Annotated in this window: 19 protein-coding genes; 9 read left to right on the forward strand and 10 right to left on the reverse strand. The window is 60.9% G+C overall.

Going from position 1 to position 22,935, the window contains the following annotated elements; genetic code table 11:
- Positions 1-74: 74 nt before the first annotated feature.
- Positions 75-455, reverse strand: a complete 381-nt coding sequence (gene mvaT / locus FGE05_RS12190; RefSeq protein WP_139645197.1) for a histone-like nucleoid-structuring protein MvaT — start codon at positions 453-455, stop codon at positions 75-77.
- A gap of 294 nt (positions 456-749) precedes the next feature.
- Between mvaT and purU the strand changes: the two genes are divergently transcribed.
- Positions 750-1,598, forward strand: a complete 849-nt coding sequence (gene purU / locus FGE05_RS12195) for a formyltetrahydrofolate deformylase (protein ID WP_041022929.1) — start codon at positions 750-752, stop codon at positions 1,596-1,598.
- 244 nt (positions 1,599-1,842) lie between these two features.
- A complete protein-coding gene (locus tag FGE05_RS29835) occupies positions 1,843-2,007 on the forward strand; it encodes a hypothetical protein (RefSeq protein WP_176563004.1) in 165 nt (54 codons plus the stop codon).
- A 12-nt stretch (positions 2,008-2,019) separates the two neighbouring features.
- On the opposite strand, the gene FGE05_RS12200 is transcribed toward FGE05_RS29835, so the two are convergent.
- The 4 genes from FGE05_RS12200 to FGE05_RS12215 all read right to left on the reverse strand — a co-directional run bounded on the left by FGE05_RS12200 (position 2,020) and on the right by FGE05_RS12215 (position 7,000).
- Entirely contained in the window at positions 2,020-3,015 is a 996-nt protein-coding gene (locus tag FGE05_RS12200; protein WP_139645199.1) for a lysylphosphatidylglycerol synthase transmembrane domain-containing protein, read from the reverse strand.
- On the reverse strand, positions 3,012-3,779 hold the full coding sequence (locus FGE05_RS12205; protein ID WP_139645201.1) for a DUF2334 domain-containing protein: 768 nt from the start codon (positions 3,777-3,779) through the stop codon (positions 3,012-3,014). Before FGE05_RS12205 ends, FGE05_RS12200 begins: the two co-directional genes overlap by 4 nt.
- 16 nt (positions 3,780-3,795) lie before the next feature.
- Positions 3,796-4,917 (reverse strand): glycosyltransferase family 1 protein, encoded by a 1,122-nt coding sequence (locus FGE05_RS12210; RefSeq protein ID WP_139645203.1) that lies wholly within the window; start codon positions 4,915-4,917, stop codon positions 3,796-3,798.
- A gap of 193 nt (positions 4,918-5,110) precedes the next feature.
- Positions 5,111-7,000 carry a methyl-accepting chemotaxis protein gene (locus tag FGE05_RS12215; RefSeq protein WP_139645206.1) on the reverse strand — a complete coding sequence of 630 codons (1,890 nt, stop codon included), beginning with the start codon at positions 6,998-7,000 and terminating at the stop codon, positions 5,111-5,113.
- Positions 7,001-7,188: 188 nt separating this feature from the next.
- Between FGE05_RS12215 and FGE05_RS12220 the strand changes: the two genes are divergently transcribed.
- The gene (locus FGE05_RS12220; protein WP_139645209.1) at positions 7,189-8,670 is read left to right on the forward strand and encodes a helicase HerA-like domain-containing protein; all 1,482 of its coding nucleotides are present in this window, start codon (positions 7,189-7,191) and stop codon (positions 8,668-8,670) included.
- 113 nt (positions 8,671-8,783) lie between these two features.
- On the opposite strand, the gene FGE05_RS12225 is transcribed toward FGE05_RS12220, so the two are convergent.
- Entirely contained in the window at positions 8,784-9,239 is a 456-nt protein-coding gene (locus FGE05_RS12225) for a DUF721 domain-containing protein (protein ID WP_024776505.1), read from the reverse strand.
- 307 nt (positions 9,240-9,546) lie between these two features.
- Between FGE05_RS12225 and secA the strand changes: the two genes are divergently transcribed.
- The 4 genes from secA to FGE05_RS12245 all read left to right on the forward strand — a co-directional run bounded on the left by secA (position 9,547) and on the right by FGE05_RS12245 (position 15,354).
- Entirely contained in the window at positions 9,547-12,288 is a 2,742-nt protein-coding gene (gene secA / locus FGE05_RS12230) for a preprotein translocase subunit SecA (RefSeq protein WP_139645211.1), read from the forward strand.
- A gap of 100 nt (positions 12,289-12,388) precedes the next feature.
- Entirely contained in the window at positions 12,389-13,606 is a 1,218-nt protein-coding gene (gene argJ, locus FGE05_RS12235) for a bifunctional glutamate N-acetyltransferase/amino-acid acetyltransferase ArgJ (RefSeq protein ID WP_139645214.1), read from the forward strand.
- A gap of 174 nt (positions 13,607-13,780) precedes the next feature.
- Positions 13,781-14,413 carry a glutathione S-transferase family protein gene (locus tag FGE05_RS12240; protein ID WP_139645216.1) on the forward strand — a complete coding sequence of 211 codons (633 nt, stop codon included), beginning with the start codon at positions 13,781-13,783 and terminating at the stop codon, positions 14,411-14,413.
- Positions 14,410-15,354, forward strand: coding sequence for a Nudix family hydrolase (locus FGE05_RS12245; RefSeq protein ID WP_139645218.1), 945 nt, complete (start codon positions 14,410-14,412; stop codon positions 15,352-15,354). The genes FGE05_RS12240 and FGE05_RS12245 overlap by 4 nt, the downstream gene beginning before the upstream one ends.
- A gap of 105 nt (positions 15,355-15,459) precedes the next feature.
- On the opposite strand, the gene FGE05_RS12250 is transcribed toward FGE05_RS12245, so the two are convergent.
- Genes FGE05_RS12250 through FGE05_RS12260 form a run of 3 tightly spaced genes read right to left on the reverse strand, consistent with a single transcriptional unit; the run spans position 15,460 to position 19,043 of the window.
- Positions 15,460-16,041: a cob(I)yrinic acid a,c-diamide adenosyltransferase gene (locus tag FGE05_RS12250; protein WP_139645220.1), complete on the reverse strand. Its 582-nt coding sequence runs from the start codon at positions 16,039-16,041 to the stop codon at positions 15,460-15,462.
- A gap of 2 nt (positions 16,042-16,043) precedes the next feature.
- Complete coding sequence (locus tag FGE05_RS12255) at positions 16,044-18,080, reverse strand: HAMP domain-containing sensor histidine kinase (protein ID WP_139645223.1); 2,037 nt, start codon at positions 18,078-18,080, stop codon at positions 16,044-16,046.
- A gap of 45 nt (positions 18,081-18,125) precedes the next feature.
- On the reverse strand, positions 18,126-19,043 hold the full coding sequence (locus FGE05_RS12260; protein ID WP_139645224.1) for a putative 2-dehydropantoate 2-reductase: 918 nt from the start codon (positions 19,041-19,043) through the stop codon (positions 18,126-18,128).
- Positions 19,044-19,169: 126 nt separating this feature from the next.
- Between FGE05_RS12260 and FGE05_RS12265 the strand changes: the two genes are divergently transcribed.
- On the forward strand, positions 19,170-19,655 hold the full coding sequence (locus FGE05_RS12265) for a YajQ family cyclic di-GMP-binding protein (protein WP_055126711.1): 486 nt from the start codon (positions 19,170-19,172) through the stop codon (positions 19,653-19,655).
- Between the two features lie 86 nt (positions 19,656-19,741).
- Positions 19,742-20,584 carry a mechanosensitive ion channel family protein gene (locus tag FGE05_RS12270; RefSeq protein WP_139645226.1) on the forward strand — a complete coding sequence of 281 codons (843 nt, stop codon included), beginning with the start codon at positions 19,742-19,744 and terminating at the stop codon, positions 20,582-20,584.
- 161 nt (positions 20,585-20,745) lie between these two features.
- On the opposite strand, the gene FGE05_RS12275 is transcribed toward FGE05_RS12270, so the two are convergent.
- The gene (locus FGE05_RS12275) at positions 20,746-22,071 is read right to left on the reverse strand and encodes an OprD family porin (protein WP_139645228.1); all 1,326 of its coding nucleotides are present in this window, start codon (positions 22,069-22,071) and stop codon (positions 20,746-20,748) included.
- Positions 22,072-22,935: the final 864 nt, after the last annotated feature.

Genomic DNA, 22,935 nt, shown 5'->3' on the forward strand with positions numbered 1-22,935 from the left:
AACCCACAGGCATGAAAAACGCCAGCAATGGCTGGCGTTTTGTGTGCGTAGAGAACGCTGAAACCCGACGAGGCTTAGCCCAGCAGGGTTGCCCAGCCCTCAACCACATCACCGCCCCACTTGGCTTTCCACTCTTTCAGAGTCTTGTGGTTGCCACCTTTGGTTTCGATGACTTCGCCGTTGTGCGGGTTTTTGTATTGCTTAACTTTGCGAGCGCGTTTGGTGCCGGTAGTTTTCACGGCGCCGCCACGAGGTGCTTTACCCGACTTGGCTTCTGGATCCAACAGGGCAATGATGTCGCGCAGGGACTTGGAGTACTCGCCCATCAGAGTGCGCAGTTTGCCTTCGAATTCCAATTCTTTTTGCAATTTATCGTCTTTGGACAGGTCGGCCAGACGCTGTTGCAGTTCTTCAATGGCTTGTTTTGTAGCGTTGTATTCAGTGATCAAGGACATGGGGACTACCTTATGTAGGGCACTGCGGACAAGGAGACAGTGTGGCAATAGTAATCAGACAGTTTCATCAAGTAAACATTTAAGCAGGCTTTTATTTAATTACTTAGTACCAGGCCACAAAAAAGGGCCTTGCAGTTAAATACCCTCACGGCTTTTCACATCCTTTCACAATATAAGCGCTTGCCCCGGCCCCGCCCCGCTCGGTGCCCGCAGGGGCTCGGTCTGTCATCAATACTGCAGTTTTGCGGCGTAATGGCTAGAATGGCGGCCTTTGCGAAGTTCTGGAGTTCCCTAATGCGCACTTTTCGGCTGGTGATTGCTTGCCCGGACCGCGTCGGTATCGTTGCTAAAGTCAGTAACTTTCTGGCGTCCCATAACGGTTGGATCACTGAAGCAAGCCATCACTCGGACAATCAGAGCGGCTGGTTTTTCATGCGTCACGAGATTCGTGCCGACTCGCTGCCCTTTGGCATCGAGGCTTTCCGCGAGGCGTTCGCGCCGATTGCCGAAGAATTCTCGATGGACTGGCGCATCACCGACACCGCGCAGAAAAAACGCGTGGTGCTGATGGCCAGTCGTGAATCCCACTGTCTGGCAGACCTGTTGCACCGCTGGCACAGCGACGAGCTCGACTGTGACATCGCCTGTGTGATTTCCAACCATGACGACTTGCGCAGCATGGTCGAGTGGCACGGCATCCCGTACTACCACGTACCGGTCAACCCGCAGGACAAGCAGCCGGCGTTCGCTGAAGTCTCGCGGCTGGTCAAGCAGCACGATGCCGAGGTGGTGGTACTGGCCCGTTACATGCAAATCCTGCCACCGGACCTGTGCAGCGAATACGCTCATAAGGTCATCAACATCCACCACAGTTTCCTGCCGTCGTTCGTCGGTGCCAAGCCATACCACCAGGCCTCGATGCGAGGCGTGAAGCTGATTGGCGCCACTTGCCACTACGTGACCGAAGAGCTGGACGCCGGCCCGATCATCGAGCAGGACGTGGTACGTGTCAGCCACAGCGACAGCATCGAAGACATGGTGCGTTTCGGGCGCGATGTGGAGAAGATGGTGCTGGCGCGGGGCTTGCGTTACCACCTTGAAGACCGGGTGCTGGTGCACGGCAACAAGACTGTGGTGTTCTGACCGAACGGCTGGCGATCAACAATGGGGATAAACCCGCGCACCTGTGGCGAGGGGATTTAGCGAAACGTCGCACCGCCCCGCTGGGGCGCGAAGCGGCCCTAAAATCGACACCTCGGTGTGTCAGGCGGGCCGATTGATTATCTTGGGGCTGCTGCGCAGCCCAGCGGGGATAAATCCCCTCGCCACAAAGTTCTGTGTTGTCTGTTATTTGACGGACAGGGCTCTTTTCATGATGAGGCACACCATGACCGATCCACTGGACAAAGCCACCTCCAAGGCCCCGGCCACCCTCGGTGAGGGTTGCCTGAGCCGCTACGATCCTGAAGAGCTGAGCCCGGAGGACGGTACGGAGTTTCCGGACGCCGCCGAACTGTGGAAACAGACCCATCCCCAGGACGATGCCGAGTAGGCATCGACCGCTTCAAACCTCTCGGAGCTTCATCAGCTTCTTGATCAACGGGCGTCCCACCATCAGGAAGAACACCGGTCCGCCCGCCACCAGGTAAAAGTAGTAGGTCACCGCCCGCCAGATCAGGATCGCCGCCGCAGCGGTGGACTTGCCCACCATCGGCGCCAACAGGGCGGCCGATGTCACCTCCGCCGCTCCGGCACCGCCGGGCAACAGGCTGAATTGTCCCGCGCTCAGGGAGAGCATCTGGACCAGGAAGCTCCAGGCCCATTGCAGATCCGCCCCCAGCCCTTTCAACGCCAGGTACAGCACGCTGTAGCGCAGGGCCCAGTGCAGGCATGTCAGGCCGAAGACCTGGAGGAGCGTCTGCCGTGGCAGTTTCAGCGTTGCGGTAAACGCAGCCAGGAAACGCAGGATCTTGCGCCCCCAGCGGTGGCGGGTACTGGCCTGCACGCGCAGATGTCGCAGCAACCTGGCGCCCAGCAGGATCAGCCGGCGATGGTAGCGAGCCATCAATGCACAGCCGATCAGTCCGCCAAACAGCGAAAGCGCGCTCAGCACCAGCATCGATTCCATGCGCTGGCTGAGATTCTGGAATAACGCATACAGCAGGATGCCCACCAGGGCGCAGAGAAAGAACAGCAGGTCGCTCAACTGGTCCATGGCGAACACCGCACTGGCGTGGGCCGGGCGCACGCCGTTACGGGCCAGCAGGGCCATCAGCGTCAACGGCCCGCCACTGCCGCCGGGCGTTGCGCACATGGCGAACTCGGTGGACATCACCACGCCGATGCTTTTCAGCCCGCCGATGCGTTCACGTTGTTCACCCAGCAGCAGGCGCAGGCGAAGGGAGTTCAGGACCCAGCACAGCCCGATCATGCCCAACATGCTCAACAGCAACGACAAGGGAAAACGCTGTACCCGCGACCACATTTCCCCGCCACCCACCAGCAGCGGCACCAACAACGCCGTGAGCAGCGCCGCCGCCAGCCAGATCAGCCGTTTCATGCGGCGCGGCTGACCCGCAGGCCTTGGGTGGCCAGCCAGTCGATCTTGGTCATCGGCACGCGACCGTCATTGAGCAGGCGCTTGAGGGTCCGTAGCCAATAGTTTCGGGAAAACCCGTGGCGCATGTCTACCGGGTGCAGGCCCAGGCGAATCACCGGCGCTTGGCGCCAACGCTGTTCACGTTGGTCGCTGAGCACTTTCGATAACCCACGGCGCCAGGCGCTACGGGCGCTCCAGACCAGCCCCGGGGCGTCGATGGGGGTGAAGTCCGGCAGGCGATACAGGTGCTGGGTATCGCTGGTGTAACTCAACGGCAACTGGCGCAAGGCCCGGCGTGTGCCTTCGCTCATCAGCCAGGCCGGGGCGACGAAACCCTCCAGCGGCCACTGGTAACGCTCAAAGGTTTCGATGCCGGCGTGCAGGCGGGTGAGGGCGGCTTCCTCGGACAGGTCGTAGAACTCACCTTCATGGGTGTAGACCCGACGCATGAACCAATCCCGGGGGTGGAGGGCCGGTGGACCGTCGTCGCAATGGTAGTAGCCATGCAACACCAATTCATCGCCACGCTCGACCCGGCTATCGAGCAGGCGTCGAAACTCCGGGTGATCATCCAGCGCGTTGGTGTGATGGAAGTCCGGCACCACCAGCCAGGTCATCGGCACGTGACCAAGCGCGTCAACGGCTTCGACGAAGGGTTGGTAGTCGGGCCAGGTTTGCGGGGCCACGTCGTGCAGTACCAGTAATACGCTGGGCGAGTGATTCATCTGCACGGACCTCGTCTCAACCATTGGCCTGTAGCGGCATCTGTTCACCGAGCACGGCGTAATAATGCCCCAGCAGGCTGTTGACCACCGAATCCCAGGCGTAGTGACGCTCGACATGACGGCGCGCGAGCAAACCGCGGCGCTGGCAACCTTCGGAGAAGAGCTGCCGCACGGCATTGGCCATGGCCTGTGGATTGTTCGGCGTGCACAACAGGCCGCAGTCTTCCTGGACGATCTCGGTGAACGCCCCAGCCGCGACCGCCACCACCGGAATGCCGCTGGCCATGGCCTCGAGGATCACCAGACCGAAGGTTTCCTGATCGCCGGCATGCAGTAGAGCGTCGGCGCTGGCCATCAGCCGGGCGACTTGCGGCGCCGGGCGGAACGCATCGATCACGGTGACGTTGTCCGGCACCACGGCGGGCATGGACGAGCCCACGAGCAGCAGATGGTAGCGCTCGCCCAGGCGCTTCATGCATTTGAGCAGCACCGGCAGGTTCTTTTCCTTGGACCCACGCCCGGCGAAGATCAGCAGGCGAGTGTCTTCGGCGATGCCCAGCTCGGCCCGCAGTTCTGGATCGCGGGCGCCGGGGTGGAAGGTCTGCAGGTCAACGCCCAAAGGCTGCACATGGACATTGCGCACCCCCAGACCGGTCAGCTTGTCGGCCATGACCTGGCTCGGCGCCAGGACCCGGTCGAAATTGCCGTACAACTTGCTGACGTAGGCTTCGATATTGGGGGTGAACCAATTGCCCATGCGATTGCTCACCAGCAGGGGCAGGTCGGAGTGATAGAACCCGATGACGGGCACGTCCAGCTGGCGTCGAGCGTCCAGTGCGGCCCAGGCGGTGAGGTAGGGATCGCCGACTTCGATCAGGTCCGGTTGCAGATCGCGCAGGGCGTTACGCCAGGGCGCGAGGCGCAGCGGGAAGCGGTAGCCCTTGCCGAAGGGCAGCGCAGGGGCGGGCACCTTGTAGATCCCATCCTGCTCGCTCAAATGCGCGCCGGGAATCAGCAGACTGTGGCGGATACCGGGCCGATCCCCCAGGCGACGGTGCTTGGCATCCAGGTAAGTGCGCACGCCTCCGCTGGCGGGGGCGTAGAACATGGTTATGTCCGCTATATGCACGATGAACATCCCTCCGGTCTGTGTTCTCCTGTGTTGACCTTTATGAAGAATAGATGTTCGGTTGGGTTGTGGTGGGGCCGAGGTGTCAGTGGAGTATTACTTTGTTTGATAGGCCCTCATCGCGAGCAGGCTCGCTCCCACAGGGGATTGCATTCCAACTGTGGGAGCGAGCCTGCTCGCGATGGGGCCAGTCCAGGCGCTGTCAGATACGGAAACTGCCTACCAACTGTTTGAGCCGCGCCGCCTGCCGTTCAAGATCGGAACACGCGCGCAAAGTGGATTGCAGGTTTTCCACGCCTTCCTGATTCAGGGTGTTGATTTCGGTGATGTCCACGTTGATCGACTCCACCACGGCTGTCTGTTCCTCGGTTGCCGTAGCCACCGACTGGTTCATGCCGTCGATTTCGCCGATGCGCTGGGTCACGCTGTTCAGACGCTCGCCGGCCTGGTTGGCGATCTCCACGCTCTCCTGGCTGTGACGCTGGCTGTCATTCATGGTCGTGACCGACGCTCGCGCGCCAACCTGCAATTCCTCGATCATGGTCTGCACCTGTTGCGCCGATTCCTGGGTGCGATGGGCCAGGTTGCGCACCTCATCGGCCACCACGGCAAATCCGCGCCCGGCCTCGCCGGCCCGGGCGGCTTCGATGGCCGCGTTGAGGGCCAACAGGTTGGTTTGCTGGGAAATGCTGGTGATCACTTCCAGGATCTGGCCGATGTTCACGGTTTTGCTGTTCAGCGATTCGATGTCGCTGCTCGACGTGCTCAGCAGGTCGGACAGCCGGTTCATCGCGGCAATGCTGCGGTCCACCACCTGCTGGCCGTCTTCCGCCAGGCCACGGGCATCGCTGGCCTGATGGGAAGCCTGGGCGGCATTGCGGGCGATTTCCTGGGCGGCGGCGCCTAGTTGGTTGATGGCCGCGGCGACGCTGTTGGTCCGGCTGGACTGTTCGTCGGAATTGACCATCGACGAGTTCGAGGCGCTCACCACGCGCAAGGCGACTTCGTTGACGTGCTCGGTGGCGGAGGACACTTCGCGGATCGAACCATGGATCCGCTCCACGAAGCGGTTGAACGCGGTGCCCAGGATGCCGAATTCGTCCTGGTTCTGGATCGTCAGGCGCTTGGTCAGGTCGCCCTCGCCGTCGGCGATGTCCTCCATGGCCCGGGTCATGACATGCAATGGCTGGATCAGGAGACGAATCAGCATGCTCAACAGCGCAATGATGAAGACCACGGCAATGACCGTGGCAATCACCGCCGAGGTTCGGAAATTGCTGAGCATCGAGTAGGCCTGATCCTTGTCGACCGACACACCGACGTACCAGTTCACCGAGGGCAGGCCCTTGATCGGTGTGAAGGTGACGATGCGGGTATGGCCGTTGACCTCGACTTCGTTGATCTGATTGCTGATTTTCGGCGTGTTTTGCGGATAGGCATCGTTCAGGGTCTTCATGACCAGGGCTTTATCGGGGTGCACCAGGATCTTGCCATCGGCACTGACCAGGTAGGCGTAGCCCATGCCGTCGAAATCCACGGTCTTGAGGTTGTCGATGATGGTTTGCAGGCTCAGGTCGCCACCCACCACGCCGACACTTTGCCCGTTGTTTCTGGATGCGCTGGCGATGGAAATGATCAGTCCGCCGCTGGCGGCGTCGATGTAGGGTTCGGTCAGGGTGGCGGTACTGCTGTTTTCGGCGCCTTTATACCAGGGGCGTACCCGGGGATCGAAGCCGTCGGGCATCTTTGCGTCGGGGCGTATGATAAAGCTGCCCTTGGCATCGCCCAGGTAGGACGCCATGAAGGTGGAGGTCAGCGCCTTCTGTTCCAGCAGGCGGGTGACGCTGGCCTGATCCGGAGTGACGGCGATGTTCTGGGCCAGGTTTTCGATCAGCAGAATGCGGCCGTTCAGCCAGGTCTGGATGTTGCTCGCCGTGACGTCGCTCATTTCATGCAGGTAGCCGTCGAGGTCGTCACGAATGGCGTTACGTTGCAGGTAATCGTTGTAGGCGGTGAAGGATGCAAAGGCCGCGATGACGATCAGGGCGGCGGCAATCAGGATTTTGTGGCTGAAACGCAGGTTTTTGTTCATGGCTCGGGGTTCCGCGGAGTCTTATAGCTCTGGGCGTGCTTTTATATGAAAAGTTCGAAAAAAGGCGCCGTGTTGAAAGTTCTGATATTTCCTTCTCTCCCTGGGGAATTATCCGACCGTGTTTTCACTGAGGTCTGTCGCTTCTTATATCGGCCATACTTGTTCAAAAATTAATCACAGGTGACCCCATGCCTGACTCACTGCAACTCGTTATCGGGGCCGACCTCGCCGGCCAGCCCATTGGCCAGGCCATGCGCCTGGCGAACCGTCATGGCCTGGTGGCAGGCGCCACCGGCACCGGCAAGACTGTCACCCTGCAGCGCCTGGCCGAAGCCTTCAGCGACGCCGGCGTGGCGGTGTTCGCGGCGGATATCAAGGGCGATCTGTGCGGACTCGGCGCCGCCGGCAACCCCCAGGGCAAAGTTGCCGAGCGTATCGCCGGCATGCCCTGGCTCGAACATAAGCCCCGGGCTTATCCAGTGACCCTGTGGGATGTTCACGGCCAGTCCGGTCACCCGCTGCGCACCACCCTGAGCGAGATGGGACCGTTGCTGCTCGGCAGCCTGCTGGAGCTGACCGACAGCCAGCAGGCTGCGCTGTACGCCGCGTTCAAGGTGGCGGATCGTGAAGGCCTGTTGTTGCTGGACCTCAAGGATCTGAAGGCCCTGCTCAATCACCTCAAGGACAACCCGGCACTGTTGGGGGACGATGCGGCCCTGATGACCACCGGCTCCAGCCAGGCGCTGTTGCGGCGCTTGTCCACCCTGGAACAGCAGGGGGCCGACGCGTTGTTCGGCGAACCGGCCTTGCAGCTCGAAGACATCCTGCAACCGGACAGTGACGGTCGTGGCCGCATTCATTTGCTGGACGCCAGTCGTCTGGTCCACGAAGCGCCCAAGGTCTACGCGACGTTCTTGCTGTGGCTGCTGGCCGAGCTGTTCGAGCAATTGCCCGAGCGCGGCGATGCGGACAAACCGCTGCTGGCGCTGTTCTTCGACGAGGCGCATTTGCTGTTCGCCGATACGCCGAAGGCGTTGCAGGAGCGCTTGGAGCAAGTGGTACGCCTGATCCGTTCCAAAGGCGTCGGGGTGTACTTTGTCACTCAATCCCCGGGCGACTTGCCGGACGACGTCCTGGCGCAGCTGGGATTGCGCATCCAGCATGGCCTGCGGGCCTTTACCGCCAAGGAACAGAAGTCCCTGCGGGCGGTGGCCGACGGGTTTCGGCCGAACCCTCAGTTTGACACCCTGGCTGTGCTTACCGAGCTGGGCATTGGCGAGGCCCTGGTGGGCACCCTGCAGGAAAAAGGCACGCCGGAGATGGTCCGACGGGTGTTGGTGGCGCCCCCGCAGTCGCGCATCGGGCCACTGACCGAGGCCGAGCGCGCCGGCTTGATCGCCCGCTCGCCGTTGCAGGGACGCTACGATAAACCCATTGATCGCGAATCGGCCTACGAAGTGCTGATGGGTCGCAAGGGCCTGGAGCCCGAGGTTGCGCCCGGCAAACCGGCGGTCGAGGAGCCGAGCTTTACCGAGAAGGCCGGAGAGTTTCTTGGCACGGCGGCGGGCCAGGCATTGAAGTCGGCGATGCGCCAGGCGGCCAATCAATTGGGGCGGCAGTTAGTGCGGGGGTTGATGGGGTCGTTGCTGGGAGGCAGCAAACGGCGGTAGCTGAGAACCGAGGTGTCTTCATCGCGAGCAGGCTCGCTCCCACAAGGGATCACATGCGGTTCACTGTGGGAGCGAGCCTGCTCGCAATGGCTGCCTGCCGGGCAATGGAGGTCTCAGGGCTTGGCCCTGGCATGGGCCGCCAACCGCTCCAGTGCTGCCCTGAGGCTCGGGTCGCTGATGCCGTCCGCGGTGGCCTGGATGGTTTCGGCGGCGTCGGTGGACAGGTCCAGGGTATGCCCCTTGGCCCCGACCTGTACGGTGGGTGGCTGTACCTTGAAGAGAATCCGCGTCAGACTGGCAAACTCCTCGAATGCCTGTAATTGACGCAGCAGGCGTTTCTGCTGGTAGCGCAGGCGCGTGGCCCAGTGACCATCCGTGACGATCAGCAGCAAACTGCCTTCACGCCAGGACGCCACGTGGCAGTGTTCGCGCGCGGCGGGTTGCAACTGGCTGTCCAGCAGGCGTTGCAGGTGGCCCAGGCGCTTGGCGTGGCCGAAGATGGCTTTCAGCGGTTTGGCTTCGCGCAACAGAACGGCAGGAGCCTTGGCTGGGAGAGGGCGGAAGGCCATGAACGAATACCGCGAGTGACAGAGGCGCCATGGTAGCAGAAAGCGCCGGGTACGCCTCGACCCCAACGGCCAATGGCTACTTGCTGACACAAACAGTAGGAACTTATGCGCTTTGTGGGTTGAACTTCGCGTAAAAGCCCTTATTTTAGGAGGGCCCCGTCACAGCGCTGTGCCAGCATCGTGGAATAACGCCACTTTCCTCACCATCGTTTCCGGGTAGAATGCTCGTTCGCATGCGGCCATGAGGGCTGCACGGGCGACCCACGGGGCCGCCCTCCATCCCTTTAGTGTGGAAGATCCTGCCGATATGTTTGCGCCTTTGTTAAAGAAACTCTTTGGAAGCAAGAACGAGCGTGAAGTCAAGCGCATGCTCAAGACGGTACAGATCGTCAATGCCTTCGAAGAGCAAATGGTGGCCCTTTCGGACGATCAGTTACGCGCCAAGACCGCCGAATTCAAGGACCGCATCGCCAAGGGGGAAACCCTCGACCAGCTGCTGCCCGAAGCCTTTGCGGTAGCCCGCGAAGCCGGCAAGCGGGTCATGGGCATGCGCCATTTCGACGTCCAGTTGATCGGCGGCATGACCTTGCACGAAGGCAAGATTGCCGAAATGCGCACCGGTGAAGGTAAAACCCTGGTGGCGACCCTGGGCGTCTACCTCAACGCACTGTCCGGCAAGGGCGTGCACGTGGTCACGGTCAACGACTACCTGGCCCGCCGCGACGCCAACTGGATGCGCCCGCTCTACGAGTTCCTTGGCCTGACCGTTGGCGTGGTCACGCCGTTCCAGCCACCGGAGGAGAAACGTGCCGCCTACGCTGCCGACATCACCTACGGTACCAACAACGAATTCGGTTTCGATTACCTGCGCGACAACATGGCGTTCAGCCTGGAAGAGAAATTCCAGCGTGAACTCAATTTCGCGGTCATCGACGAAGTCGACTCCATCCTCATCGACGAAGCCCGTACGCCGCTGATCATTTCCGGTCAGGCCGAGGACAGCTCCAAGCTGTACATGGAGATCAACAAGCTGATCCCGCAGCTCAAGCTGCACGTCGAGGAAGTGGAAGGCGAAGTGACCCAGGCCGGGCACTTTACCGTTGACGAGAAGACCCGCCAGGTCGAACTCAACGAAGCCGGCCACCAATACATCGAGGAAGTGCTGACCCGCGTCGGCCTGCTGGCCGAAGGCGAAAGCCTGTATTCGGCCCATAACCTGGGCCTGCTGACCCACGTCTATGCCGGCCTGCGCGCCCACAAGCTGTTCCATCGCAACGTCGAATACATCGTGCAGGACGGCCAGGTGGTGCTGGTTGACGAACACACCGGTCGTACCATGCCGGGTCGTCGCCTGTCCGAAGGTCTGCACCAGGCCATCGAAGCCAAGGAAGGCCTGAACATCCAGGCCGAGAGCCAGACACTGGCCTCGACCACCTTCCAGAACTACTTCCGCCTGTACAACAAGCTGTCCGGCATGACCGGTACCGCCGACACCGAAGCGTTCGAGTTCCACCAGATCTACGGCCTGCAAGTGGTGGTGATCCCGACGAACAAGCCGCTGGCGCGTAAAGACTACAACGACCTGGTGTTCCTGACCGCCGAAGAGAAGTACGCGGCGATCATCAACGACATCAAGGACGGCATGGCCCAGGGTCGTCCGATCCTGGTGGGTACCGCCACGATCGAAACCTCCGAGCACATGTCCGCATTGCTCAACAAGGAAGGCATCGAGCACAAGGTTCTCAACGCCAAGTTCCACGAGAAGGAAGCCGAAATCATCGCCCAGGCCGGTCGCCCGGGTGCGCTGACCATCGCCACCAACATGGCCGGTCGCGGTACCGACATCCTGCTGGGCGGCAACTGGGAAGTGGAAGTCGCCTCCCTGGAAAATCCGACACCCGAGCAGATCGCGCAGATCAAGGCCGACTGGCAGAAACGTCACCAGCAGGTGCTCGAGTCCGGTGGCTTGCAGGTGATCGCTTCCGAACGTCATGAGTCGCGTCGTATCGACAACCAGTTGCGTGGCCGTGCCGGTCGCCAGGGTGACGCCGGTTCCAGCCGCTTCTACCTGTCCCTGGAAGACAGCCTGATGCGTATCTTCGCCTCTGACCGGGTGAAGAACTTCATGAAGGCCCTGGGCATGCAGCCAGGCGAAGCGATCGAACACCGCATGGTGACGAACGCCATCGAGAAGGCCCAGCGCAAGGTCGAAGGGCGTAACTTCGATATCCGCAAGCAGCTGCTCGAGTTCGACGACGTCAACAACGAACAGCGTAAAGTGATCTATCACATGCGTAACAGTTTGTTGGCTGCCGATAACATCGGTGACACCATCGCCGACTTCCGCCAGGAAGTGCTCGATGCAACCGTCAGCGCCCACATTCCACCGCAGTCGCTGCCGGAGCAGTGGGACATCGTCGGCCTGGAAGCTGCCTTGCGCAGCGACTTTGGCGTGTCGTTGCCGATCCAGCAATGGCTCGACGAAGACGACCACCTGTACGAAGAAACCCTGCGCGAGAAGCTGCTGGCCGAACTGATCGCCGCGTACAACGAGAAGGAAGACCAGGCCGGCGCCGAAGCGCTGCGCTCCTTCGAGAAGCAGATCGTGTTGCGGGTACTGGACGACCTGTGGAAAGACCACCTGTCGACCATGGATCACCTGCGCCACGGTATCCATCTGCGCGGTTATGCCCAGAAGAACCCGAAGCAGGAATACAAGCGTGAATCCTTCACCTTGTTCTCCGAGCTGCTGGACTCGATCAAGCGCGACTCGATCCGCGTGCTGTCCCACGTTCAGGTTCGCCGCGAAGACCCGGCCGAAGAGGAAGCCCGACTGCGTCAGGAAGCCGAGGCCCTGGCCGCGCGCATGCAGTTCGAGCATGCCGAAGCCCCAGGCCTGGAAGTGTCCCAGGCCCAGGAAGAGGGGGTCGATGTGGATGTCGCCCTGGCGACCGCGCCGGTGCGCAACGAGCAGAAGCTAGGCCGTAACGAACTGTGCTATTGCGGTTCGGGCAAGAAATACAAGCATTGCCACGGGCAGATCCAGTAACGCCCGTCTCAAACGCTGAACGACCCGCGCCGCGACAGGCCACCTCTGTCGCGGCGTTTTGCCATTTGATTCAGACATACATTTATTGAGGAGCGCATTCATGGCTGTTGGTCTTGGTCCGTTGCCAACGTTGCACCCGGTTGCCGGTTTTGAACTCGGTATTGCCTCGGCGGGCATCAAGCGCCCGGGGCGCAAGGACGTGGTGGTCATGCGTTGCGCCGAAGGCTCGACGGTTGCCGGTGTGTTCACCCTCAACGCCTTTTGTGCCGCACCGGTCATCCTCGCCAAGCAACGTGTCCAGGGGCCGGTGCGCTACCTGCTGACCAACACCGGTAACGCCAACGCCGGCACCGGTGCGCCGGGCCTGGCCGCCGCCGAACGCACCTGCGCCAAGCTGGCCGAGCTGACCGGCGTCGATGCCGCCCAGGTGCTGCCGTACTCCACGGGTGTGATTGGTGAGCCGCTGCCGGTCGAGAAGATCGAAGGCGCGCTGCAGGCCGCCCTCGATGATCTGTCGGAAAACAACTGGGCCGCCGCCGCCACCGGCATCATGACCACCGACACCTTGCCCAAGGGCGCGAGCCGTCAGTTCCAGCACGATGGTGTGACGGTTACTGTCACCGGCATCAGCAAGGGCGCCGGCATGATCCGCCCGAACATGGCGACCATGCTCGGCTACATCGCGACCGATGCCAAAGTCTCCCGCCAGGTGCTCCAGGACCTGATGCTCGACGGCGCCAACAAGTCGTTCAACCGCATCACCATCGACGGTGATACGTCGACCAACGACTGCTGCATGCTGATCGCCACCGGCAAGGCCAACCTGCCGGAAATCACCGAAGCCAGCGGCCCGCTGTTCGCGGCCCTGAAACAGGCGGTGTTCGAGGTGTGCATGGAAGTGGCCCAGGCCATCGTCCGTGACGGCGAAGGCGCGACCAAGTTCGTGACTGTGCAGGTCAATGGCGGTGGCAATCACCAGGAGTGTCTGGATGTCGGCTACACCGTGGCGCACTCGCCGCTGATCAAGACCGCGCTGTTCGCCTCGGACCCGAACTGGGGTCGGATCCTCGCAGCCGTCGGCCGTGCCGGCGTGCCGGACCTGGACGTGAGCAAGATCGACGTGTTCCTCGGCGAGGTCTGCATCGCAAGCCAAGGCGCCCGCGCCACGACCTACACCGAGGCCCAGGGGGCAGCGGTGATGCAGCAGGAAGAAATCACCATCCGCATCGAACTGGGGCGCGGTGAGTGCAGCGAGACGATCTGGACCACCGACCTGTCCCATGAATATGTGAAGATCAACGCCGAGTACCGGACTTAACAAGGCTTGGGGCCGAGTTGCGCCTATCGCGAGCAGGCTCGCTCCCACAGGGGATTTGTGCTGGAAACAGGCTTATGCCAGCCTGCAGATATCCTTGTGGGAGCGAGCCTGCTCGCGATGGCGTCGGAACAGACCTGTACTATTTCTGAATAGCCACAAGAAAGGACTCCATACATGCGCCTGCATCTGATCATCGGTGACAAAAGAATATCTTCCTGGTCCCTGCGCGCCGCGTTGGCCTTGGACTTGACCGGTGCGAAGTACACCGAGGAGCTGATCAGGCTCTTCCAGCCCGACACCCGGGAAAAACTGCTCAAGTATTCAGCCACCGCCAAGGTCCCGTTGCTCCAGACCGAAACGGGTGTCGTCGCCGACTCCCTGGCGATTGCCGAATACCTGGCCGAACAGTTTCCCGACGCCTGCCTATGGCCCAAGGCTGTGGCGGCCCGGGCCCAGGCGCGTTCGGCCTGTGCGCAAATGCACAGTGGTTTCTTCGCGCTCCGCAGCAACCTGCCATTTGACCTGGCTCACGACGCGCCGTTGTCGCCCATGCCAGCCGATGTCCAGGCGGAAATCGAGCGGATGTTGGCGCTGTGGGCCGAATGCCGGGCTGTGGCGACCGAAGCCGGTCCGTACCTGTTTGGCACCTTGTGCCTGGCGGACGCGTTTTTCGCGCCGGTCGCCGTGCGCCTGCGTACCTATCAGGTGGAACTGCCGGAGGTCGATGCGGCCTATGTTGAAACCCTATACCAATGGCCGGCGTTCAAGGCGTGGCAACAAGCCGGCCTGGAGGAGACAGCGCGGTGAAACGAGTACATGTAGCGGCAGCGGTCATTCGCGACGCTGCCGGCAAGATCCTGATCGCCCGGCGCGCCGACACCCAGCATCAGGGCGGTCTTTGGGAGTTTCCCGGCGGCAAGGTCGAGGCGCACGAGTCTGTCGAGACAGCCCTGGCCCGGGAGCTTCATGAGGAACTGGGGATTGTGGTCGACGCAGCTCGGCCGTTGATCAAGGTGTGTCACGATTATGCGGACAAACAGGTCCTGCTGGATGTCTGGGAGGTCTCGGCATTCTCCGGCGAACCCCATGGCGCCGAAGGGCAACCGCTGGCTTGGGTCACGGTCCGCGATCTGACCCACTATGAGTTTCCGGCCGCCAACCAGCCGATCGTCGCGGCGGCACGTTTGCCCGGCGAATACCTGATTACCCCGGAAGGCCTTGAAACACCGGCCCTGTTGCGGGGCATGCAGAAGGCCATCGCGGGTGGAATCAAGCTGGTCCAGTTGCGGGCGCCCAATGGCTACGATCCGCAATACCGTGATCTGGCGGTGGATGCGGCGGGCCTGTGTGCCGGTAAGGCCCAGCTGATGCTCAAGGGACCTTTCGAATGGTTGGGAGACTTCCCTTCCGCCGGTTGGCACGTCACCGCCGCGCAACTGCGCAAGCATGCGGCGGCCGGTCGCCCCTTTGGCAAGGACCGTTGGCTGGCCGCTTCCTGCCATAACGCCGAGGAACTCTCCCTGGCACAGCAAATGGATGTGGACTTCGTGACGCTCTCGCCCGTGAAACCGACCCAGACTCATCCCGAGGCCCAGCCATTGGGTTGGGCAGAGGCTGCGCGGCTGATCGAGGGTTTCAACCGTCCGGTGTATCTGTTGGGCGGAGTGGGGCCTGCCGAACGGCAGAAGGCCTGGGAGGCGGGAGCGCAAGGTGTGGCGGGGATTCGGGCGTTCTGGCCAGAGGCTTGATTCTGTGGTGTAAACGCTGACGCCATCGCGAGCAGGGATCGCATTCAACCTGCAATCAACTTTGGGAGCGAGCCTGCTCGCGATGGCGTCCTCACGGACAACGGATCACTCCCCAGGCTTGGCCGCCGCCACCCAAAGCACCTCCGCCACGCCCTGGCGCCGGGCAATCACCCGCGCCGCCACGAACAACAGATCCGACATCCGATTGATATAGGCCAGCCCCGGCCCGGCCAGCGGCTCGACGGCGTTCAACTGCTGGCAACGGCGCTCGGCGCCACGGGCCAGGCTGCGGCAGACGTGGGCCTGGGCCACCAGGGTCGAGCCGCCAGGCAGGATGAAGTTCTCCAACGGCCCCAGTTCCTCATTCCACAAATCGATCGCTGCTTCCAGTCGCTCGACCTCCGCCGTGGTCAGTGCCTGGTAGGCCGGCATCGCCAGCTCGCCGCCGAGGTCGAACAGACGATGCTGACAAGGCGCCAACACTTCGATGACCTCTCTCAGTGCCGGGCATCGGCTCGCCTCGTCGCCGAGCCCTGCCAGCAGCAAGCCCAGCTGGCTGTTCAAGCTGTCCACTTCACCGATGGCCTCGACCCGTGGGTGGTCTTTCGCCACGCGACGACCATCGCCCAACCCGGTTTCACCCTTGTCGCCGGTGCGGGTGTAAATCTTCGACAGGCGAAAGCCCATGCTCAACGCTCCAGTTGCTTGTGTTCTTGGGGCATCATCGAAGTGCCTGCCAGGGGCAGGCGCAAGGTGAAGCAGGTGCCTTGGCCCGGCGCCGACTGCACTTCCATCTGGCCCTTGTGATTGTTGGTGATGATGAAATACGAGACCGACAGCCCCAGGCCCGTGCCCTGGCCGATTTCCTTGGTGGTGAAGAAGGGCTCGAAGGTGCGTTTGCGCACGTTCTCGCTCATGCCGATGCCGTTGTCCTCGACCTGGATTTCCGCCCAGGGCGGGTTCAGCCGCGTACGCAGGATGATGCGCCCGGGTTCGCTGTCGTCCTGGCGTTGGTGGATGGCCTGGGCGGCGTTCTTCAACAGGTTGAGCAGCACCTGCTCCAATTCGTTGGCGGTGCCGGGCACAGGGCCCAGGTTCGGGTCGAACTGACGGATGATCGCCTGGCCCTTGAAGTCGAAGCCGATCGCCAGGTCGAAATCGTTGCCGGCGATTTCCACCGCCTGGTCGATCAGGGCTGGCAGGTCGCAGGGGGCCATCTGTCGTGTACTGCGACGGCTGAAACTGAGCATGTGAGTGACGATTTTCGCTGCCCGGGCGCCGGCCTGCTGGATGCCATCGAGCAACTGCGGGATGTCCCGGCCCTGGAGGTATTGATTGACCACCTGCAGTTCGATACCCAGTTGCTCGGCCTGTTCGAGGTTCTTGGGCAGTTCCGGTGACAGGCGTCGGCGGATGTTCTGCACGTTGTGCAGGATGGCCCCCAGCGGGTTGTTGATCTCGTGGGCCATGCCTGCCGCGAGGCCGCCGACCGAGAGCATTTTTTCCGACTGCACCATCATTTCTTCCAGCGACAGGCGCTGGGTGATGTCATCGATCCGGATCACCACCCCGCGCCCGGCCCCCCCCATCAACGGGTAGAAGGTCAGGGCATAGTGCCGGGCTTCATCGTCCTTGGTCCAGGTGACACGCTCGATCTTGGCCACCGTGTGCTGCTCGACCGTTTGCTTGAGCTGCGGCAGGTAGGGTTTGAGGGGTTCGAACGCGAGGAAGATCGGCTGATTCAGTGCTTCGTCCAGCCGGGTGCCGGACAGGGCGCTGGCCTCCTGGTTCCATTGGGTGACGTAGAGCTGTTCATCGAGGGCGATCAGGGCCGACGGCATGGAGTCGATGATGCTGTTGAGGTAGTTCTGGAAGCCGGTGAGCTTTTTCTCGATCTTGCTGCGCACCTGGACTTCGAGCTCCAGCTTGCGGTTGGTGTGTCGGGTTTCTTCCGCCAGGCCCTGGGCCTGATCGTAGGCCGCCTGGGAGTCGTCCCGGGCGCGCTTGAGCTGCTGCTCCCGGGCCTCGATCCGTGACAGCATGGTATTGAAGGCTTCGGCCAGGCTGCCGATTTCGTCATGGTTGCCACGTGCGGCGCGCAGGGAATAGTTTTCCTCTCGGGTGACCTGGCGCGACAGCTCTTCCAACTGATGAATCGGCTGGGTGATCAGGCGTTTGATCTGCTGGGCGATGACCAACCACAGCAGCACGCTGAAAATCAGGATGCCGAGGCTGGCGGTCAGGGTGCCGGTGTAGAACGCCGTAGGCAGTTCACTGCTGGCGACCAGCAACAGGTGGCCCGGCGCCGTGCCGGGGCGGGGCAGGGTGATGACCTGGTTGCTGCGGAATTCACCGGCCTGCCAGGCCTGCACACTGCGGAAATGATCTGGCAGCTTGAGCTTCTCACCCTGTTGCAGTTGTGCCAGGCGCTCGCCCTCACCGTCATACAGCGCCGCCGCCCGCAGCGGGGTGTAGCTGTTGAGTTCGTCGAGCAGACGCTTGGCGCCTTGCGGCGACTGCAGGGCATCGGAGATCAGGCTCGGGTTGGCGATCAGCCGGCCGATGGTCTGCAGGGCCTGGGGGGCCATGCTTTCCTGGGAAATGTAATAGGCGGCGCTGATAAAGGTCAGGTTGGCGACCAGCAGGACAGTGGTCAACAACACCAGCAGGGCGGCCAACAGTTTCTGGCCGACCGGGAGGTTTTCAAGGCGCTGGCGCAATGGCATCAGATTCGTCGCTGAAAAGGAACACGAGGCCAGCGTAGCCGCTGCTCAGTCGCTGGGCAATCCGAGGTTGTTCAAGTGGCCGATCAGCCGCTGGCGCAGCTGTTCCAGATGCGGTAGCGCCAGCTCGTGCCGTCGGGCGACCTTGCAGGCGTGGCCGAGCAGATAGCTGATTTCGGTGCGGCGCCTGTTAGTGACATCCTGGTGCATCGAGGAGTAATTGGCGGCGGTGGCCTGGATCACCCGTTCGACTTCCGGCTGCAAGTCTTCGGCCGCCGCGGGCTGGCCGCAGCGTTCGAGCAGGTCGGTGAGTTCCGCGCACAGGGTCGCCACTTCGCAACGATGTTCCTGCAGGCCGCCATTCTTGCAGTGATACAACACGGTCAGTGGGTTGATCGCGCAGTTGAGCGCCAGTTTTCGCCAGAGCCGGGTGAGGATGTCCGCGCTCCATTCGTGGGGAATACCGGCGGCGCTCAGGTCGTCCAGCCAGAACGGTGCAACGGGGTGAGCGGGGTCACCGAGCCAGGTGTAGCCGTGACCGGCGAACACCACGCGCCAGTCACCGTCGCGGAACGCGCCTTCAGTGCTGGAGGCGCTGATGCAACGGGCTTGGGGGACGCGGTTCGCCACCGCGTCCTGGCTGCCGAGGCCATTCTGCAGCAGGATCAGTTCCGACTCGGCGTCCAGGCGATGGGCCACCGAGGCCACCGCTGCTTCCGCGTCATAGGCCTTGCAGGCCAGCAGCAGGCGCCTGATCGGCCCGGGGCCGTCAGCTGTTTCACCCGGCACCGGATAGCACTGCGGCTCGCCCTGTTCCACCAACGTCAGGCCACCGGCGCTCCGATAGGCCTGCAACCGGTCCTCGTCGCGCAGCACCAGTCGTACCGGCAGACCGGCCCGGGCCAGGCGCGTGGCCCATAATGTGCCGAGACTGCCGGCCCCCAGGACGTGCCAGGTGGTGGACATCAGCTTTTTACTCGGTTTGGTGCGGGCATCTTGGGTGCTCACAGTATCGGCTGGGAAAGACTCGTTATAATGAGCGCGATTTTAACCACAGGCCACCTGTGCGCCTTTTTTATTGGAGAACTCTACATGCCGTCATTCGACGTGGTATCCGAACTGGACAAGCACGAAGCCACCAACGCGGTTGAAAACGCCATCAAGGAGCTCGACCGTCGCTATGACCTCAAGGGCAAGGGCAGCTTCGAGTTCAAGGAAAAGGACCTGACCGTCAACCTGACCGCCGAAGCCGAGTTCCAGCTCGAAGCGATGATCGAGATCCTCAAGATGGCGCTGGTCAAGCGCAAGATCGACGTGCAATGCCTCGAGATCAAGGATGCCTATGCTTCGGGCAAGGTAATGAAACAGGAAGCCGTGCTCAAGGAAGGCATCGACAAGGAGCTGGCAAAGAAGATTGTTGCTCACATCAAGGATGCCAAGCTCAAGGTCCAGGCCGCCATCCAGGGCGAGCAGGTGCGGGTTACCGGCAAGAAGCGCGACGACTTGCAGGAAGCCATCGCCGCACTGCGCGCCAAAGAATTCGGTATGCCGCTACAGTTCAATAACTTCCGCGACTGACAGGACGCCAGGCTGTTCAGGAATAGGGTGGTGGGGGAGCGGGCTTCCTCGCCACATGCGTGCTTATGGTTATAAAGGAGAGTCGAATGGACTTGAATGCAGAAGTGGATCACCTGATCAAAACCTCCCAGGCCGCGATACCGATGGTCATGGAATATGGCAGCCGCGTGTTGCTGGCACTCATCACCCTGGCCATCGGCTGGTGGTTGATCAACAAGGTCACGCAAAAACTGGGTGCATTGCTGGCCCTGCGTAACGCTGACCTGGCACTGCAAGGGTTTATCAGTACCCTGGCCAATATCATCCTGAAGATATTGTTGGCGATTAGCGTTGCCTCGATGATCGGCGTGGAAACCACCTCGTTCGTCGCCGCCATTGGTGCGGCGAGCTTGGCAATCGGCCTGGCATTGCAGGGCAGCCTGGCAAACTTCGCCGGCGGCGTGCTGATCCTGTTGTTTCGCCCGTTCCGTATTGGCGACTGGATCGAGGCCCAAGGCATTGCCGGCACGGTCGACAGCATCCAGATCTTCCATACCGTGCTGCGCACCGGTGACAACAAGACGGTGATCGTGCCCAACGGCAACCTGTCGAACGGCATCATCACCAACACCAATCGCCAGCCGACCCGCAAAGTGGTGTTCGATGTGGGGGTGGATTACCAAGCGGATCTGCAAAAAGCGCGCGAAGTTTTGTTGAATCTGGCCAAGGATGAGCGCGTGCTGGCCGATCCGGCGCCTGAAGCGGTGATTTCCACCCTGGGTGACAGTTCGATCACGGTGTCGTTGCGAGTGTGGGTCAAGACTGCGGATTACTGGAGTGTCATGTTCATGTTCAATGAACAGGCGCGAGATCGCTTGAAAGATGCCGGGATTGATATTCCGTTTCCGCAGCGGGTGATTCGGGTTGTTCAGGAAGAAACGGTGAGATAGCAAAGATAGATATAACCTGTCGATCGAGTCAGGTTGTATTTAGTTAGCTAGCTATTTATGAAGTTGCGTCAGGTTGTTCTATCGGCGCATAAAAAAAACCGCTCACCTTGATCAGTGAGCGGTTTTTTATGTTGCGGTACAGCTATTGAATGACCGCTGAGTTACAGGATGCTCAGTGGGTATTCGACAATCAAACGGGTGTCATAGACGTCAGAGGAATAGCCGCTGTACGCGCCGTTCGAGCGGTAGTTAGCGAAGCGCAGACGGAACGACAGGTCTTTAGCCGGACCTTCTTGCATGACGTACTTGGACTCAACGTTCCACTCGTTTTCCTTACCTTCGCCCAGACCGTTAGTGGTGATGTGGTCACCCATTACGTAGCGGGTCATGAAGCTCAGGCCTGGAACACCGTAGGTTTTCATGTTCAGGTCGTAGCGAGCTTGCCACGAACGCTCATCGCGGCCCACGAAGTCGGAGATCTGAATGGAGTTGGCGACGAAGATCGTACCGTTGCCGTCAACGCCATAGTAGTAGCCATTGTCACCGCTGGAACGCTGGTGAGCGATGGTGAACTTGTGAGCACCAATGCTATAGGCTGCGGCCAGGGACCACAGGTTGTTATCCACACCCAGGGTGCCATCGCCAATTGCATCAACCAGGTCGCCGCGGCTCTCGCCTTTGGTTTTATAGCCGTTGAAGTCGATGTTCAGCGACTGATCTTCGCTGATTGGCATCGTGTAGTTCAGGTTGACGTAGTACTTCTTGAAGTAGTCGTCAGCATCGGATGCAGCCAGGGCACCGGTGAAGTTATCGGTGAAGGCGTAGCTGGCACCGAAAATGTTGATGTTGGTCAGGCCTTTGCCGCCATTGCCGTTTTCATCGGCCAAGCCACCGATGCTGTCACGGCCCATGCCGGTTTGTTTGCTCAGCGAGGTGAAGCGACCTGCGCTCAGTTCCAGGTTCTTGATCTCTTTGGAGGTGATCAAGGTACCGGTAGCAACTTCTGGAATCAGACGGCTGTCGTCAGTAGCGAAAACCGGGCTGGCAACGAATTGCTGGCCATATTTCAGGACGGTATCGGAAAGGCGCAGTTTAACGGCACCGCCGATTTTGCCTTGGGATTTTTCAGGATTGCCGTCGCTGTCGTTCGCGAACAGGCCGTTACCACGGCGGCCCGAGCCACCGTCCAGTTTGACCGAACCCATTGCCATGGCATCCAGACCGAAACCGACAGTACCTTGAGTGAAGCCCGACTCGTAGGTCAGCAATTCGCTCAGACCGGAGTCCTGGCGGTAGCCGCTGGTGCCCGAAGAAGGGTTGCTGGCACCATTCTTATAGTCACGGTTCATGTACTCGAAACGAGTTTTGGATTTCAGGCTCTGATCTTCAAAAAAGCCTTTGGACTCGTCTTGGGAGGACGCCACTGCGAACTGCGAAACACCGGCCGAAACAGCCAGTGCGATCATGCTCCACTTCATCACGCGCATCGTGATTTGCTCCTTTGGTTTTAGAAGAGTACTGCCGTCCCACCTGTTTTATTATCTGGGCGGCTCTTTCTTTTTGTGTCGGCGCAAACTTATATCACGCCGACCCTATTGGCGATACTTGCCCATCCAACCTTTCAGCTTCTTTACGACCATGTCGCCAATGGCTCGATCCATGTCGTAATGGGGCTGCTCCGACGCAATCGGGTTTCGCAACTTGAATGTTGCTTTTTCTTTCTTCGGCGTCGGCGTAAAGAGTCCTTCGTTACTGCGCTTGAAGCTCCGTGAGGGCAACCTTGCCACTTTATTTATAGGCCAGCAGGTTCTCGTTCCTACGATTCCCTGAAGGCGATGTCCGGGATGAATGCAACAAGCATGCACAAACCCGAATTTTGTTCACATTTTTTTCACACTCTTCCGTTTGACGCGGTGAAACCTCATGAAACCGGGGCTCAAAGGCCTTGTTTTAAATAGGGTTGACTGCTATGCCACTATCGTGTTGGAAATCCGTAAACGGCCCGCGACAACCAAAAACGTTACCGGTTCACCCTGTCAGTGAGTAAATCCCGGATACTTCGAGCACTGAGCGTAGACGCTTTGTGCGGTTTTGGTGCAAAAAAAATCGTGAATTGCACAAGGCTCGGTGTTTCGCTGGATCCCGGGGCCGTCGTATCCGTGCTTCGGGATGCTGGTTGCGCCAATTTGGTGCGTGTGCCTGTCGGGCGTCAAGGCGTTCAGCCCGCAAACAAGCGTTGTCGTCATGCCTGGGAAGGGTACGCAGTGAACGTTCGGCTATTCGGGGGTATGCTGCGAATAGGCGATACAGGCCCAAACCGGGCTGCCCTGATAACGAGCAAGGAGTACGCG

This window comes from Pseudomonas sp. ICMP22404 (assembly GCF_006227205.1).
GTDB lineage: Bacteria > Pseudomonadota > Gammaproteobacteria > Pseudomonadales > Pseudomonadaceae > Aquipseudomonas.

Coding starts and splice junctions, on each gene's coding strand:
- FGE05_RS12220 (WP_139645209.1), top strand. CDS start 7,189: ATGCCTGACTCACTGCAACTCGTTATCGGGGCCGACCTCGCCGGCCAG.
- FGE05_RS12205 (WP_139645201.1), bottom strand. CDS start 3,779: ATGAATCACTCGCCCAGCGTATTACTGGTACTGCACGACGTGGCCCCG.
- argJ (WP_139645214.1), top strand. CDS start 12,389: ATGGCTGTTGGTCTTGGTCCGTTGCCAACGTTGCACCCGGTTGCCGGT.
- FGE05_RS12275 (WP_139645228.1), bottom strand. CDS start 22,071: ATGCGCGTGATGAAGTGGAGCATGATCGCACTGGCTGTTTCGGCCGGT.
- FGE05_RS12270 (WP_139645226.1), top strand. CDS start 19,742: ATGGACTTGAATGCAGAAGTGGATCACCTGATCAAAACCTCCCAGGCC.
- mvaT (WP_139645197.1), bottom strand. CDS start 455: ATGTCCTTGATCACTGAATACAACGCTACAAAACAAGCCATTGAAGAA.
- FGE05_RS12215 (WP_139645206.1), bottom strand. CDS start 7,000: ATGAACAAAAACCTGCGTTTCAGCCACAAAATCCTGATTGCCGCCGCC.
- FGE05_RS12250 (WP_139645220.1), bottom strand. CDS start 16,041: ATGGGCTTTCGCCTGTCGAAGATTTACACCCGCACCGGCGACAAGGGT.
- purU (WP_041022929.1), top strand. CDS start 750: ATGCGCACTTTTCGGCTGGTGATTGCTTGCCCGGACCGCGTCGGTATC.
- secA (WP_139645211.1), top strand. CDS start 9,547: ATGTTTGCGCCTTTGTTAAAGAAACTCTTTGGAAGCAAGAACGAGCGT.
- FGE05_RS12210 (WP_139645203.1), bottom strand. CDS start 4,917: ATGTTCATCGTGCATATAGCGGACATAACCATGTTCTACGCCCCCGCC.
- FGE05_RS12240 (WP_139645216.1), top strand. CDS start 13,781: ATGCGCCTGCATCTGATCATCGGTGACAAAAGAATATCTTCCTGGTCC.
- FGE05_RS29835 (WP_176563004.1), top strand. CDS start 1,843: ATGACCGATCCACTGGACAAAGCCACCTCCAAGGCCCCGGCCACCCTC.
- FGE05_RS12200 (WP_139645199.1), bottom strand. CDS start 3,015: ATGAAACGGCTGATCTGGCTGGCGGCGGCGCTGCTCACGGCGTTGTTG.
- FGE05_RS12225 (WP_024776505.1), bottom strand. CDS start 9,239: ATGGCCTTCCGCCCTCTCCCAGCCAAGGCTCCTGCCGTTCTGTTGCGC.
- FGE05_RS12255 (WP_139645223.1), bottom strand. CDS start 18,080: ATGCCATTGCGCCAGCGCCTTGAAAACCTCCCGGTCGGCCAGAAACTG.
- FGE05_RS12265 (WP_055126711.1), top strand. CDS start 19,170: ATGCCGTCATTCGACGTGGTATCCGAACTGGACAAGCACGAAGCCACC.
- FGE05_RS12260 (WP_139645224.1), bottom strand. CDS start 19,043: ATGTCCACCACCTGGCACGTCCTGGGGGCCGGCAGTCTCGGCACATTA.